This window comes from Arthrobacter sp. StoSoilA2 (assembly GCF_019977195.1).
Taxonomy (GTDB): domain Bacteria; phylum Actinomycetota; class Actinomycetes; order Actinomycetales; family Micrococcaceae; genus Arthrobacter.
On record NZ_AP024643.1, the window covers coordinates 760,811 to 775,281 of the forward strand.

Here is a 14,471-nt window from a genome sequence, read left to right on the forward strand (position 1 = left end):
GCACCCCCGCCGCAGTGGGGGTGCTTCCTGGTTTAGGTGAATGATGGCCTTGGATCGGCCGGGATATCCGCTCCTGTTACTGAGGGATGTTCACGTTGGCCGGGTGGTCGCCGACCTTCTTGTCGTCGTAGGCAGCGCCACCGAGGGCGCAAACCTGTGCGGCGGTGAAGCCTGCCGGGGCTGTACCCAGCGAGGTGAGGTCGACGCCGTCGACCGTTACTGTGCTCGGATACAGCGAGTTGTCCGCGGACTTGCAGACAAGCACGATAATCCTGAAGTCACGGGGATCGGTAAAGGTCAGACTGACGGTACCGCCAGCTCCAACTGTTGCCCGTTGGTCCGCCGCTGTGTCATAGCCCGCAGGCGTGGTGGTTTCAACAACCCAGTACTCACCAGCCAACACGTCCGTGAAGGAGCAGTTTCCGCTGGCATCCGTGGTGCAGGTGACTCCTGTAGTGGTGTCTTCCGCTCCACGCGTTTCAAGCGGGGCAGCGTTGTTGAACAGTGTGAAGACGGCACCGGCCAGCGATGCTCCGCTGCCTGTTCCGTCGTCCCTCTTGTGGACGTTGATGGTTCCCTTTGCCGTGTTGGTGTAGGTGCAGTCAACACTGCCCTGGAAGCCCAGGACGATGTTCACAGTTGCTCCGCTGCGGCTTGTGGACGTGCCTGTTCCGGATGAGGTGCATTGCAGGTCCGTCAGCGTCCAGCCCGAGGGCAAGGTGCTTTCAGTGACGCTATAGTTTCCCGCCGCCACCGAGGTGCCGTAGTCACGGGTTCCGCCGTTGCTCAGGCTGAAGGTCGACGGCGTCAGCCCACCAGTGGTGGTGTAGCCGAACGTTCCGTCGCCGCCTACGGTGACCTTATGGATCTTGATGGAACCGCACTTGCTGAAGTTCAGCGGCACAGGTGCAATGAAGTCCTTCAAAGCCGCAGTGAAGGAGTCGGAGGACCGGCTCTTCAGGTAGGCTCCGCTGAAGGTTTCGCATGAACCGGCCGGGATGATGCCGGCATCGGTCAGGTTGATGGCGGCCTCGCCGAAGGTGCGGGCAGAGAGGTTGCGGGGTGCATTCGGGGCGATCGGGTCAACTACCGTACCGGACGGTGGGTTGTTGGCAGGATCGTTGATGGATCCCTCGAAGTTGCCGGTCAAGGGCTGTACGGGACCCCAGCACGGAGTGCTGTTTGCGGAGTCGCAGAGGGACTTGGATCCGGTGGCGACCCACCGGTGGAAGCCCAGAGTCGGGCTTGTGCCGCCCTGCGAGAGGTCGTACTTGATCAGGACGTCACCAGCGGTCCGGACCGGAGTCACACCATTGGCCGAAACAGCGGTGCTCTTGTTGAACTCGAAGTCCATGTTGGTGGTGCCCGTAGGCTCCTGGACCCGTTCCCATGCCAAGTAGGCGTAGTCCTTGCCGTTGGATTCGGTCTTCAAATAGGCGTAGAAGCGGAGCAGATCGCTCTTGTTATTCGGGATGGAGCCGGTGACCACAGCCGGGACTTCTGTGTCCTCCTTGGTGCCCTGGCCGAACGAATTATCGTTCTGGCCCGTCGCCAGGTCGATTCCGCAACCTGAGATAGGAGCAACGCAACTGATGGGGGCAGTGGCCCAATCTTGCGTTTCGTCATTCAGGACCAGGTTTCCGTCGGCCGCGTCAAAGGGGCTTCCGGTGAGGTTGGCTTGGGCGGCAGTTGCTGAGAGGACCAAAGCCAGACAGGCTGCGGCTGCGCCGATCGAGGTGAGTTTCTTGTTTCTCATTAGGGTGCCTGATTTCTAGTGAAACCGTACGGCCCGGACGGGGTTATCCGGAGCCGCGACATTCCCCCGGGTTTTGGGCAGCCCGTTTGCTTAAGCTGCCTTCTGTGATGAGTTACCGCCCCGAGACCGTGGAGCGATGGCGCTGCCGGGCATACGTCGCCGGCTGCGAAGATGCGTGATGCATGCGGGTGGTAGTGATGGTTCAGGACGAATCGCCCTTTGCGGGCGTTCACGTTCTCGGCCCCAAACGCCGAAAATTTCGTCCCGGCTGAGCTTCGGGGCGCGCGTACTGCATTCCCCCATCCTTCCCAGCCATTTGATACTAGGCTCGGAGGGGGGCAAAGGCAACGACTTTTCGTGCCGCGCTTTCAGGCCCGCGGTCGTTCCACCACGATTGACGCCGGTGCCGAGCCGCCCACCGAATCCGGGTTGGCGACGTACAGGACACCCTCGCTGATCCGGGCCTCAACCCCTGCTCCATTGAGCCTGTGCAGCAGCGGTTCCAGATCGCCGTCGTATTCAAAAGAGAGATCGCCGGACTCCGCCGCCGGACCGTGGATCACGCGCAGGATCCCGCCGTTTTTGGCGGTGAACGTCGCCGATTCGTCATCCGACGTCCGCGGGCGGGCGCCGATGTTGCGGAGCTCCTGCGCGGAGTCGTCGACGCCGGGACTCACCCACGTAGCTACCACGGCAAGGGCCGGGTCGGCTTTGTCCGACGTCGCCCAGGTGCCATCCCCGGCGCGCCGGGCGGGGTCCGCCAGGAACGTGAAGCCATCCCGGGCAGTTATCTGCACGGTCTGCCCATGCGAGGCCTCGGTGACTTCTGCGATGGTCCCGTCCTCCTGTGTTCGCCGGGCGAACTCTTCCAGCACTCCAACCTCGACGCCAAAGATCGTGACGCCGTCCTGCGTTATGCCGCTCATCGCCTGCGTGTGTTCCACGCGGTGCAGCGCCAGCCGACCCGAGCCGGCATCGAACTCCAACCAGTCGCCATCCTTGACCGTGTTGACCAGGCCCAGTGCTTCCAGCAGTTCAGTCCACTGATGCGGGCGGGAGGTGAAGTGAATGGGGCGGGCTCGCAACATGGGTCCTCCTGGGCTGGCTTCACTGGCACTCCGGGTTCTGCTGGCACTCCGGCTTCTGGCCTCCAGCCTATGCCGTCCGGTTTGCCGCAGAATGAATCCATGCCCATTGAGCTCGAAGAATTGATCGTCAAGGACGCGGCCGCATGGCGGGCGTGGCTTGAAGAACATGCTGCCGACAGTCCTGGCGTGTGGCTGGTCCTTCACAAGAAGGGCGGGAACGTCACGGAGTTGGACTACGACGCCGCGTTGGACGAGGCGCTGTGTTTCGGCTGGATCGACGGCCAATCGAAAAGCCGCGACGCCGAAAGCTACTTCCAGCGCATGACACCCCGGGGCCGCCGGAGCATCTGGTCAGCGCGCAACGTCGGGCACATTACGCGCTTGGACCAGGAAGGAAGGATGACAGCAGCCGGGTGGGCCGCCGTCGACGCCGCCAAAGCCGATGGGCGCTGGGAAGCTGCGTATGCCGGACCCGCCGATTCTGTGGTTCCTGATGATCTCGCAGCTGCCATCGCTGCTGTTCCGGAGGCGCAGGCCATGTTCGACGTCCTGACGTCCCAGAACCGTTTCGCCCTCATCCACCGGACCAACCTTGTCAAAAGGGCAGACACGCGGGAGAGGAAAATCGCTGGTTTTGTGGAGATGCTTGCCCGGCACGAGGCCCCGTACCCGCAGAAGAAGCGCCCCGCTTCCGAGCCCAGGTAGTCAGGCTTCGGGCGCGAACGCCACGCCTTCGCCCACGACGCGAAGGCTGAGCTCCGTGCCGGGCTTGGTGATGGACGCGTTCCAGTGCCGGATGGTGATGATCTCGCCGCCGCCGGGGTAGCGGTGGCCATTTCCGGATAGGACGCCGTCCGCCGCGGTGTAAGCGGCGAGCCTTATTCGGACGGTCGTTTCGGGACCGAAGTAGTCCGTATCCACAACGACGCCCCGGATCGGGCCGTCGGGTGCGATGCGTATTTGCTCCGGGCGGAGCATGAGCTGCACTTTGCCCTGTGCTGGTGGCCGGCGGACAGGAATCCCGCCCAGGGAACACGTGGCCAGGGACCCTTCCATCCACGCGTCCAGGATCACGGCGTCGCCGAGGAATTCGGCCGTGGCGCGGTCTGCTGGGCGGGTGTAGACCACAAAGGGGTTGCCAATTTGTGCCAGCTTGCCTCCACGCATGATGGCTACCTGGTCGGCAAAGGAAAGGGCTTCCGCTTGGTCGTGCGTTACGAGGATGGTTGTAACGCCGGCCGCGTTGAGCACGTTGGCCACTGCCCGCCGGGTAGCTACCCGGAGTCCGGCGTCGAGTGCGGAGAACGGCTCGTCCAACAACATGAGCTCGGGTTCGCGGGCCAGGGCACGCGCCAGGGCGACGCGCTGTTGCTGCCCGCCGGACAACTGGTGCGGCCGCCGCTTTGCCATGGACGCATCCAGCGACACCATTTCGAGCAGCTCCTGGACGCGGGACGCTACAGCCCGCCGTCCGCCGTCGAGCTTTCCCGAATCCAGTCCAAAAGCGACGTTCTGTCCCACGGTCAAATGCGGGAAAAGAGCCCCATCCTGGGCGACGTATCCCACCTGGCGTTTGTGCGCAGGAAACCACACGCCATCGCCCGCAACCGTTGAGCCGTTCAGCGAAATAGTGCCGGTGTCTGGGTGCTCGAAACCTGCGATCAAGCGAAGCAGCGTAGTTTTGCCGGAGCCGGAAGGGCCAACGATGGCGGTCGTTCCGCCCTTGGCAACGGAAAGGTTGACGCCCTTCAACACAGCCTGGGAACCGAAATTCTTTGTGACCTCAGCGATGTCCAAGTGCGTGTTGGTGGTGGGCACAATGGATGGCGCCACGCGCGGTGACGGGAGCCTGGGGGGAGATTGTTCGGTCACTGTCCGGCAACTTTCTTGGACTGTTGGAAAAGAAGGTAGGTCATCGGGGCGGAAAGCACGATCATCAACAGCGCATAGGGCGCAGCGCCTGCGTAGTCGATCTCGCTGCTCTTGCTCCAGAACTCCGTTGCCAGGGTGCGGGTTCCATTGGGCGAGAGAAGGAGGGTGGCCGTGAGTTCGTTGACGATGGCCAGGAAGACCAGTGCAGCACCACCTGCCGCAGCCGGGGCCGTCAGCCGCAAGGTCACCCTGAAAAAGGACACCAGCGGAGCTTTGCCAAGGGATTGAGCGGCTTCATCGAGCTCTTTGGGTGCCTGGGCCAGCCCGGAGCGGATGTTGACCAGCGCCCGGGGAAGGAAGAGCAGGACATAGGCGGCCACCAGCACTCCGGCACTTTGGTAGATGCCGGGAACTGCGCGGATGCTGACGGTGACGAACGCGAGGCCCACAACGATTCCGGGCAGGGAGCTGGTCACGTAGTTGGACAGTTCAAGCATCTTGCTGAACCAGCTGGGATGACGAACTGCCAGGTAGGCCATGGGAAAAGCCACGATCGTGGTAACTGCGGCACCGGCAGCTCCGTACAGGAGGGTCTGCAGCAACGCGGGCAGGAATTCGTCGGCGGCCCAAACCTCGGCGCCTCCGGCAGAAAGCCAGCGCAGGACGAACCAGACAGGAAGCCCAAACGCCAGCCCTGTCAGGGCCAGCAAAGCGAGCTGCGCCGGAGCTTGGTATCCGCCCAGGGGAGCCCGCGTTGCTTTCGCTTGGGCGCCTGAACCAATCCGCGCGTAGCGGGCTGTGCCACGGCTCTTGACCTCGGCAAGGAGAAGAAGAAGGCAGAGGAAGACCAGGACACTGGCCAGCATGTTTCCGGCGGCACCGTTGAACGTCGACTGGAACTGGACCATGATCGCCGTCGTGAAGGTATCAAAGCGGATCATCGCGAAAGCGCCATACTCCGCAAGGAGGTGCAATGCCACCAGCAACCCACCACCGGTCATTGCGATACGAAGCTGCGGGAGCACTACCCGGAAGAACACGGCCCAGGACCCCAGGCCAAGCGACGCGGCGGATTGTTCGATCGCCGGATCCAACCGCCCCAGCGTCGCGGCTGCGGGAATGTAGACCAAAGGGAAATAGGACAGGGTGGCTATCAGTACGCCGGACCAGATGCCCTGCAGGGAAGGTACGGCCGATACCCATGCGTAGCTGTTCACGAAGGCGGGAATGGCGAGCGGAGCAGCCAGTGCCACGGCCCACCAGCGGCTTCCCCGTAGCTTGGTGCGCTCAACCAGCCATGCGCCGCCCACCCCAAGAATGAGGCACAACGGCACGGTCAGGACCGTCAACATGATGGTGTTCAACAGCAGTTCGCCAACCCGTGGGCGAACAATGAGTTCGACGGCGGTGTCCCAGCCTGTCGCTGCCGTCATGAAGATGACGTAACCCAGCGGCATCAGGGAAAACAGTGCAATCAACACTGCCAGCAACGACACCGTGGAAACGCCGAATGGCGGGCGAGGGCGCTTGCCCTTGCCCGCCGTCGTCGTGCTCCCTGCCGACTGGGGAATGTCGGGAGCCGATAGATCAGTGGTCACAGAACTACAGGAGTCCTGCCTTGGTCATCAGATCGGTGACCTTGGTGGAGTTCAGCTTGGCCGGGTCAACGGTGGGCGCCTGCAGGTCCTTGATCGGGACAAGCTTGTCATTGGCATCCACTTGCGAGGCGATGGCGTACTCGAACGAGGTACCGGTCTTGAGGACTTCCTGGCCCTTCTTGCCCGTGATGAACTTCAGGAACGCCTGGGCATCCGCTGCCTTCTTGGATGACTTCAGAACGCCGCCGCCGGAGACCGACAGGAACGCGCCCGGATCCTGGTTCTTGAAGAAGTACGGCGTGACGTTCTTGGAGTTCTCGCCGGTCTTGGCCTGGTCGCCATAGTAGTAATAGTGGTAGATCAGTGCGGCGTCCACTTCACCGGCGTTCACGGCCTTCATGGCCGTGCTGTTGCCCTTGTAGGCCTTGAAGTTTTCCTTCATGCCCTTGAGCCATTCTTCCGTGGCGGCTTCACCCTTGAGCTCAAGCAGTGCTGCGACGATCGCCTGGAAGTCAGCACCCGACGGTGAAGCGGCCCACTTGCCCTTCCACTCAGGGTTCGCCAAGTCCAGCATGGACTTGGGCAGCTTGTCTTCGCTGATCTTGTTCTTGTCGTAGACCAAGACGGTGGAGCGGGCGGCGATGCCGGTCCACTTGCCCGTGGAAGGCCGGAATTCGGCGGGAACCTGGTCCAACGTGGCCTTGTCGACGTCGGCAAAGAGTCCGGCGTTCTCCACCTGCGCCATTGCGGGGGAGTTCTCCGTCAGGAAGACGTCTGCCGGAGAAGCAGCACCCTCCTGGACGATCTGGTTGGACAGTTCGGTATCCGAGCCCTGCCGCATGGTGACCTTGATGCCTGTTTCCTTGGTGAAGGCATCCACCCATTCCTTCGTCAGGCTCTCATGCTGCGCGTTGTACACCGTGATGCCTTCGCCGGAAGCAGCAGCATCTGACGACGGCGAACCGGAGGCGGCGGGGGTGCCGGCGTTGGAACCGCAGGCCGTGAGGCCGAGGGCGGCGGAGGCGAGCAGGGCGATTCCCGCCAGCGCGTTTTTCGAGAGCTTCATGAGGGCTTCTTTCTGCGAACAAAGACACGGAGTGCCAAGTTTTGGGGCTTGGTCCGTACGAGCGGGAAGGTTTGGGGGAGCCCGCTGAGAAAAGCGTAGGTTAGGTAAACCTATGCTTCCAAAGCCTGGAGGGCTTATGTGATAAGGATCACAACAATTACGGAACTATTGCGTGCCGTAATTCCCGCGCTAAAGCTCCAGCGTGGCCGCAGCCTCCAGCGCCATCCATGCCTGCAGTTGGGTGGAGAGCTCGACGGCGGCCCCCGCCGGATACGTCTCCGTGGCCGGACGCAGTGGGCTGGAGGAGAAAACGACGATTGGTTCTTTGGGATCACCGCCGGACTCCCGGCGGCCATCCCAGAAGGCCCCGGCTGTGCTGAGAACGAGGACCCCGGCTGTTTCGCGGGTTGCTTCCGGCAGGCGCTGATCCCTGGCCGCGAGAGCCAGGTACCGGATCAGGATGCCGGTAAAGAGGCCCCCATCCCCGGTTCCATCGCCGTGGATTACCTGCGTCCCGGGAACGATGAGCTCCCTCGCAACGGCTTCCACCAAGTGGGCGGCACGCTCCAGGTTCTCCTGTCCGCCCAGTTCCAGAAGTGCCCCAAGGATTGGGCCTTGGTTGTAGGTGTAGACCGCGTCCTCAAGGACGATCTCCCCATTCCGTATGCGAAGTCCATCCAAATACAGGGCGCGTTGCGGGTGCAGGAGCTTGCTGTTCAGCCAGTTCACCAGGGCTTGAGCCCGCTCGCGGCGATCTGTTCTTGCGAAGTAGAGTGCCACGGGCGCCGTTGCGGGCGTGTTCTTGAAATCCCGCTTGGTACTCCAGAACGTTCCGCCGCCCAGGTCGTCCGTGGAAGCCGAATCGAATTGCAGCGTTAGCTTCCTGCGGACGTACGCATTTCGGCGGCGTCCTGGCTTCCGCGTCTCCTCGGCCAGTTGTTCCAATCGAAGGGTGGATAGTGCCAGCCAGGCCATGTCGTCGTAGTAATTGTTGACGAACCTGAAGAAGTTCCGGAGCCGGATGGTGGTGACCAGCCGGGAAGCGAGTCGTCCCGCGCTCGGGCGGGAGTCGCCGTCGAACCTTGTTTTGGTGGCCAGTTCGCGGCGTCCGGTGTCCACCAGGCAATCCACGTAGTGCGCCTGCCACCAGTAATGCCACGGGTTGAAAACGCTGCGGAAGCGCCGCGGGGGGATGCTGACGGCGCCGATGTGCGTACCCGGAAGGAAGAGCAGCCGTCGGCCGAAAGCGTGGGTCACGGACCGTGCGGCCTCGTCTGCGCGAATCGCCCACACTGCTGCCTCCGCTGTGGGTGGTTGCTGGCCGGTGGGGTTGCTTTCGGTGGGCATGGGAACAGCCTATCCGGGGCCCAGGGTGCGCTCGATCACAATTCCAGTTAACATGCATTAACGGATTTGAGTCTGCATCAAGGAGGATGGATGGACATCAAGGGCACGGTCGCGCTGGTCACCGGCGGGGCGTCAGGCTTGGGCGCGGCAACCGCCAAACGCTTGTTCGACGGCGGAGCGTCGGTGGTGCTGGTGGACTTGCCAAACTCTGCCGGGGAAGATTATGCGGCGGAGTTGAACGCCATTGGCTCGGCGGTTGGCCCGAATGCGGTAGGTTCCGCCAGCGGCGATGCGGGTCCGCGGGCCGTCTTCGCCCCCGCCGACGTAACCAACGAAGCCCAGGTCCAGGCCGCCGTCGACGCCGCTGCTTCACTGGGAACCCTGCGAATAGTCGTTAACTGCGCCGGCATCGCGACGCCGGGCAAGGTCCTGGGCCGCGAGGGTGTTCTGCCGCTCGAGACATTTAACAAAGTCATCCAGATCAACCTCGTCGGAACCTTCAACGTCATCCGTTTGGCAGCTGCGGCCATGGTGGAAAGCGAGCCGGTTTCCACTGAATTGGGCGGCCCCGAACGCGGAGTCATTATCAACACGGCGTCCGTCGCCGCTTTCGAAGGGCAGATCGGCCAGCCTGCCTATGCCGCGTCCAAAGGTGCGGTTGCGGCGATGACATTGCCCTTGGCGCGCGAGTTCGCCCGCTCGCTGATCCGGGTTGCCACTATTGCCCCCGGCATCTTCGAGACCCCAATGATGGCCGGATTGCCGCAGGCTGCCCAGGAGTCACTCGGCCAGCAGGTACCTCACCCTGCACGGCTTGGCCGCGCGGCCGAATACGCCAATCTAGCCGCACACATCGTCGAGAATGCGATGCTGAACGGCGAGACGATCCGGCTGGACGGCGCCATCCGCATGGGTCTGAAATGATGGGCGACTACAGCGGTGGGCCGACTACTGCGGCTTTGGTGGGTCAGGTACCAGCATCTGTGGCGGACCTGCCTACGGCTGACTTCTTCGACTTTGAATCTCTCCTAAGCGTCCAGGAACAGCGGAAACTCAACGAGCTCCGTTCCTTCCTTGCCTCCGAGATCGCCCCCTACGCAGGGCAGTGGTGGGACAAGGCCGAGTTCCCCGAACAGATCCTGCCCAAGCTCGCGGCCCTTCGCCTCAGTGCTCCGGCCCAGCGCGGTTACACACATTTGTTCGCCGGGCTGGTCATAGCCGAGATGACGCGCGTGGACACCTCCATCGCGACGTTCTTCATGGTCCACCACGATCTCTTCGTTGAGTCGCTCTACGACTTTGGCAGCGACGCCCAACAGGACAAATACCTCGACGACGCCTCGAACCTCCGCACTACAGGCGCCTTCGCGCTCACCGAACCAGAGCATGGGTCCGACGTCGCGGGCGGCATGCAGACCACAGCCCGGCGTGTGGAAAGAGCGGCGTCGGACGGCGGCGATTACTGGGTGATCAACGGCGCCAAGCGCTGGATCGGCAATGGGACGTTCTGCGACTACATGCTGGTGTGGGCCAAGGACGAAAGCGACGGCGCCGTTCGGGCATTCATCGTGGACGCCTCCTTGCCAGGCATCACCCGGAGCCGGATCGAGAACAAGATCGCGCTCCGAACTGTGCAGAACGCCGACATTCTCTTCGACGACGTCCACGTCGCGGAATCAGACCGTTTCGCCGGAATCAGCAGTTTCTCGGATACGAACCACCTCTTGCGTGGCTCACGGATCATGGTTGCCTGGCAGGCGGTCGGCCAGCAGTTGGCAGCCTTCGATGTCGCGCGGCAATATGCGGTGGAACGGCTGCAGTTCGGTAAACCCCTTGCCAGGTTCCAGCTGATCCAGCAGCACCTGGTAGATATGCTCGGCAACGCCGTGGCGAGCATGGGGATGATGGTGCGGATCGCCCAACTACAGGAGGGCATTTCCCGGGACGCGCAGGGTGTCCGGCACGGCGGTGCCGACATGGCCCAGGTGGCCCTGGCAAAGGCATACTGCAGTGCACGGATGCGTGAAAGCGTGGCCTTGGGCCGCTCCATCCTGGGCGGAAACGGCATCGTCACCGACTACAAAATCGCGAAGATCTTTGCCGACGCCGAGGCCATCTTCACCTATGAGGGCTCATACGAGATCAACTCGTTGATCGTGGGCCGTGCCGTAACGGGCGTCTCCGCCATCGTGTAGCCACTTTCGCTGTCCGGGCGCCCCGCGCTCTACTCCTGAGGGATCTTTTCGCCAGCCTCAACACGGACATCGATGGAATTTCCGCGGACCGGCATGGGGCAGGTGCCGTAAGGGGTAAAAGCGCTGGGATAGTTGATGGCGCGGTTGAAATCGATCACCACGGATCCATCCGGGCGTGGGCGGGGGATGAAAACCTTCCGCCATTCATCCGTGGTGTCGCCGTTGGTCTCATCGTGGAACGTCACGTTCAAGGCACCGAGTTTCTCTTCCTCGGCGTGGAGGCGAACTTCATGGGCAACGCCGGGAACCCGGAACACCACCTCCCCGACCGAACGATGGACGCCGTCCACCAAGGGGTTGGCCGTTCCAATGGGTACATCCACCGGCTGGTCATAGGGTTCGAACCGACCCTGAATCACCCAGTCCGGGTTGTAGTCGTAGGTGGGAACCCCAGCGAAGTCCGTAAAAACGGGCGAGCCCGCGTCCCTGGTCCGGATGGCATACTTATCCGCGCGCATCGCAAGCTCCACCACCACCTGCTTCCCGTCCTCGCCGCCGTACTGCACCCACATGAGGGACTCTTCATCCTGCAGGGTCGCCGTCACTGTGCCATCAACGCTTTCCCCGCTCTCAACGAGGGTCAGGCCATCCCCTCTGGTGGCCGTGAGGGTTGCAGTCGTGCCGTCCGTTGACCACAGCCCCGGAGCAAACTCAACTTCCGAGGGCTCCGACTCGAGCCACTGAAACGAGGTCAGCGTCAGCCAGCCGTGATCGGAGGCCAGTGCTGCGTTCCGAGACGCTCGGAACCGCTCCCAACGGGCAAGCTGGGCATCTGTTGCAGTGGTGGGCGAGCTCATGGTTCTCCTCGGCAGATGTGAGCCACGGTTGGCGGCTTTGCAGTCTCCTCAACTATGCGCCGCCGGTGTGCATTCCCGGAAGGGTGCGCTCCCGGAAGGGTGCGTTCCCGGAGGGCGCCGATGGGCCGTGCACCCAATGCACGGCCCATCGGTCGGTTGGTCAGTGCTGTCGACTTGCCGAACGCCGGGCGCCCAGGAAAGCGAGCAGCGATCCCAAGGCCAACAGCACGGCGGCTGCGAAGATGAGAGCCGGGCTTTGAGCGCCAGTCGAAGCAAGGGGTTCTGGCGCCGTAACTTCTGCGGGTTGAGTGGGCTCGTCGGTCGCTACAGGCACCGCGGTGCTTGTGCTCGGCCTGGGTGTTGCCGTGGCGCTGGGTGTGGGTGTTGCTGTGCTGGGTGTGGGTGCAGGTGTTGTTGTGCTGGGGCTCGGCGTCGGTGTTGCGGTGGCGCTGGGTGTGGGTGTTGCTGTGCTGGTGGTCGGCGTCGGCGTTGGCGTGGGTGTTGCCGTCGGCGTGGGTGTTGCGGTGGCGCTGGGTGTGGGTGTTGCCGTCGGCGTGGGTGTTGCGGTGGCGCTGGGTGTGGGTGTTGCTGTGCTGGTGGTCGGCGTCGGCGTCGGTGTTGCGGTGGCGCTGGGTGTGGGTGTTGCTGTGCTGGTGGTCGGCGTCGGCGTGGGTGTTGCTGTGCTGGTGGTCGGCGTCGGCGTGGGTGTTGCTGTGCTGGTGGTCGGGCTCGGTGACGGGGTTGCCGTCGGCGTGGGTGTTGCGGTGGCGCTGGGTGTGGGTGTTGCTGTGCTGGTGGTCGGCGTCGGCGTCGGCGTTGGCGTCGGCGTGGGCGTTCCGGTGCTGGGGGTCGGCGTGGGTGTTGCCGTGGGGCTTGCCGTTCCGTCGCCTGTTCCGTCAGCGTGGGTCCGCCGCGTTTCGGCGCCGACAGGGGTTTCTTCACCAGCAATGGTTACGGTTCCGCTGTTGGTGTACACGTTGAGCTTCCTGTCCGTCACTTTGGTGACGACGAACAGCTCCACCCGTTCACCCTTTGGCAGGCCCGTCCATCGCACCGTTGCTTCGTGGGGAGTGCACTCGACAGTTGCGGGGTATCGCTCGTTGTCCATTGGCTCGGTGATGTTTCCGGAGCTGCTGACAACTCTGCCGACGCGCGGAGTGATGTGGTCGCAATCGATTTCCATGCCAGCGGCGGGCGTGTCCGTCACAACGACGTCGTTTGATTCTGAAGGCATTGGAGGCATGTAAAAGATGGATTCAAGTTCAGTTTGCGGAGCGTCGGCCCACCACATCGACTTGCCCGCCGAAGTAGGGGGAGCGGGATCGCAGTCCTTGGTGCATGGACCGTCGACACGGACAGGCACACGTACCACTGTTGATCCCACGGTGAAGTTCAGTTCGGTCGTCTCGCCGGTGCCCGGCTGCACAGCATATTGCGTGCTGAAATTACACGTCCCGCCCACATTGTTGGGATGTTCCGCCACGAAGTCGGTCAACGTGAAGACCACTTGTCCGGCATCGTTGGCTGCCGCCTTGGCGACTGTTTCGCCGTCGGCGTTGTCAAGATCAAATGACGCGGCACCAAACCAGCGAAGTTCTGGTGGCAGCTGCAGGTTGAAGGTATCGCCCGGTTGCGAGTTGTCAGGGACGGACCACTGACAGGTCAGGTTTACTTGGTCCCATTGGCTCGTAACTACTGAATCCGTGCTGATGGTGACCACTGCACCCGGGATCACGGCAGCATTGGCTGGCCCTGCCGACCAGGCGAGCCCGAAGGCTGTCACCACGACGGCCAGTAGAGCGGCCACCAGGGATGCGGACTTTAGATGGAGCTGATTCTTCATGTGTTGGATAGTCCTTCGAATGCGGAAGCGTGTCTCGTCGCATGTGAGTGGCGGCTCGACGCTGTTCGTGACGGCACCAACAGGCTTCACTCACATTGCTTCGGGAATGTAATCCTGGGGCGCTGGTTCTGAAGGGGAATTTGCCAACGGGAAGAACTGCATGCGCGCGGGTCGGAGGGCTCCTTCACCCAGGCTTTCCATGGCAGTCCTGCACTCCATGAGTTGCCCAAGGTTGCCTGCTGAGAGGGGCAACAGCACATGGACAGCAGAGTTCTTGTACATCGCCGTAGCACCTGTCCCGCGCAGCTGCCGTTGAACAGTTTCTCCGAGCCGCGCCAGAAGGGTCCAGCAATGGCCGCGGCTCTCAAGAGGTTGGGGCAGTGACAGGACCGCTAGAGCGTAAGGGTGGGAACATGCCACCCCAAAAGTGGAGAGTTCGTGGATACGTCGCTGGAAATGGGCTTGCGTGGCCAGCCCCGTCTGAACGTCCGTGCACGAAATCGGCGGTGCAGATTCGGCGGCCTCTGCCCATCCTTCAGCCAAGGATTGGAGAGCCTCGATGTCCATGTTCCGGTCTGCTGCAAGGAAGAGGGCGCGGAAATCCGTCATGGTTTCACTGATACCAACGCCGTTCCGGGCTCGCGCCGCGCCCAAGGATCTTGCTGTAGGAGGTGGAACACTGGCCCGTGTAGCCAGCGACGTCACCACCGAGCGGACCTCGGGCAGGAACCAGTCTGCGGGGAACCGCCAACCATGCTGATAACTGGTGGTCTGCCATCTGCGCATCAACAGGTGTCGGGAAAATGTACATTCAGCGAATGATTTTGTCCGGAACGATGTCATATCCGA

Annotated in this window: 12 protein-coding genes; 4 read left to right on the forward strand and 8 right to left on the reverse strand. The window is 62.7% G+C overall.

Features of this window, described 5'->3' with window-relative positions; translation table 11 throughout:
* Positions 1-76: 76 nt before the first annotated feature.
* On the reverse strand, positions 77-1,756 hold the full coding sequence (locus LDN82_RS03650; RefSeq protein ID WP_224166416.1) for a prealbumin-like fold domain-containing protein: 1,680 nt from the start codon (positions 1,754-1,756) through the stop codon (positions 77-79).
* A 368-nt stretch (positions 1,757-2,124) separates the two neighbouring features.
* Entirely contained in the window at positions 2,125-2,844 is a 720-nt protein-coding gene (locus tag LDN82_RS03655) for a hypothetical protein (RefSeq protein WP_224166417.1), read from the reverse strand.
* A 99-nt stretch (positions 2,845-2,943) separates the two neighbouring features.
* Here LDN82_RS03655 and LDN82_RS03660 point away from each other — a divergent pair, with 99 nt between their 5' ends.
* Positions 2,944-3,549 (forward strand): YdeI/OmpD-associated family protein, encoded by a 606-nt coding sequence (locus LDN82_RS03660; RefSeq protein ID WP_224166418.1) that lies wholly within the window; start codon positions 2,944-2,946, stop codon positions 3,547-3,549.
* On the opposite strand, the gene LDN82_RS03665 is transcribed toward LDN82_RS03660, so the two are convergent.
* From LDN82_RS03665 to LDN82_RS03680, 4 genes are all read right to left on the reverse strand, one after another.
* Positions 3,550-4,716: an ABC transporter ATP-binding protein gene (locus tag LDN82_RS03665; RefSeq protein WP_224166419.1), complete on the reverse strand. Its 1,167-nt coding sequence runs from the start codon at positions 4,714-4,716 to the stop codon at positions 3,550-3,552.
* Complete coding sequence (locus LDN82_RS03670; RefSeq protein ID WP_224094293.1) at positions 4,713-6,314, reverse strand: iron ABC transporter permease; 1,602 nt, start codon at positions 6,312-6,314, stop codon at positions 4,713-4,715. The genes LDN82_RS03665 and LDN82_RS03670 overlap by 4 nt, the downstream gene beginning before the upstream one ends.
* 4 nt (positions 6,315-6,318) lie before the next feature.
* Positions 6,319-7,380, reverse strand: coding sequence for an iron ABC transporter substrate-binding protein (locus LDN82_RS03675; RefSeq protein WP_224094295.1), 1,062 nt, complete (start codon positions 7,378-7,380; stop codon positions 6,319-6,321).
* A 189-nt stretch (positions 7,381-7,569) separates the two neighbouring features.
* Positions 7,570-8,727, reverse strand: coding sequence for a glycoside hydrolase family 76 protein (locus LDN82_RS03680; RefSeq protein ID WP_224166420.1), 1,158 nt, complete (start codon positions 8,725-8,727; stop codon positions 7,570-7,572).
* A 90-nt stretch (positions 8,728-8,817) separates the two neighbouring features.
* On the opposite strand from LDN82_RS03680, the gene LDN82_RS03685 reads away from it, so the two are divergent.
* Together LDN82_RS03685 and LDN82_RS03690 are read left to right on the forward strand one after the other, a co-directional pair.
* A complete protein-coding gene (locus LDN82_RS03685; RefSeq protein WP_224094298.1) occupies positions 8,818-9,651 on the forward strand; it encodes an SDR family NAD(P)-dependent oxidoreductase in 834 nt (277 codons plus the stop codon).
* On the forward strand, positions 9,651-10,922 hold the full coding sequence (locus LDN82_RS03690) for an acyl-CoA dehydrogenase family protein (protein ID WP_224095130.1): 1,272 nt from the start codon (positions 9,651-9,653) through the stop codon (positions 10,920-10,922). The genes LDN82_RS03685 and LDN82_RS03690 overlap by 1 nt, the downstream gene beginning before the upstream one ends.
* Positions 10,923-10,951: 29 nt before the next feature.
* Here LDN82_RS03690 and LDN82_RS03695 read toward each other — a convergent pair whose 3' ends face one another.
* A complete protein-coding gene (locus LDN82_RS03695; RefSeq protein ID WP_224166421.1) occupies positions 10,952-11,779 on the reverse strand; it encodes a DUF1684 domain-containing protein in 828 nt (275 codons plus the stop codon).
* Positions 11,780-12,087: 308 nt separating this feature from the next.
* Here LDN82_RS03695 and LDN82_RS03700 point away from each other — a divergent pair, with 308 nt between their 5' ends.
* The gene (locus LDN82_RS03700; protein WP_224167607.1) at positions 12,088-13,026 is read left to right on the forward strand and encodes a hypothetical protein; all 939 of its coding nucleotides are present in this window, start codon (positions 12,088-12,090) and stop codon (positions 13,024-13,026) included.
* Positions 13,027-13,712: 686 nt separating this feature from the next.
* Here the strand turns inward: LDN82_RS03700 and LDN82_RS03710 are convergent.
* Positions 13,713-14,408, reverse strand: a complete 696-nt coding sequence (locus tag LDN82_RS03710; RefSeq protein WP_224166422.1) for a hypothetical protein — start codon at positions 14,406-14,408, stop codon at positions 13,713-13,715.
* Positions 14,409-14,471: the final 63 nt, after the last annotated feature.

Bases quoted from the DNA above. Each gene is read 5' to 3' on its own strand.
- LDN82_RS03650 (WP_224166416.1), bottom strand. From the start codon at position 1,756: ATGAGAAACAAGAAACTCACCTCGATCGGCGCAGCCGCAGCCTGTCTG.
- LDN82_RS03655 (WP_224166417.1), bottom strand. From the start codon at position 2,844: ATGTTGCGAGCCCGCCCCATTCACTTCACCTCCCGCCCGCATCAGTGG.
- LDN82_RS03660 (WP_224166418.1), top strand. From the start codon at position 2,944: ATGCCCATTGAGCTCGAAGAATTGATCGTCAAGGACGCGGCCGCATGG.
- LDN82_RS03675 (WP_224094295.1), bottom strand. From the start codon at position 7,380: ATGAAGCTCTCGAAAAACGCGCTGGCGGGAATCGCCCTGCTCGCCTCC.
- LDN82_RS03680 (WP_224166420.1), bottom strand. From the start codon at position 8,727: ATGCCCACCGAAAGCAACCCCACCGGCCAGCAACCACCCACAGCGGAG.
- LDN82_RS03685 (WP_224094298.1), top strand. From the start codon at position 8,818: ATGGACATCAAGGGCACGGTCGCGCTGGTCACCGGCGGGGCGTCAGGC.
- LDN82_RS03690 (WP_224095130.1), top strand. From the start codon at position 9,651: ATGGGCGACTACAGCGGTGGGCCGACTACTGCGGCTTTGGTGGGTCAG.
- LDN82_RS03695 (WP_224166421.1), bottom strand. From the start codon at position 11,779: ATGAGCTCGCCCACCACTGCAACAGATGCCCAGCTTGCCCGTTGGGAG.
- LDN82_RS03710 (WP_224166422.1), bottom strand. From the start codon at position 14,408: ATGCGCAGATGGCAGACCACCAGTTATCAGCATGGTTGGCGGTTCCCC.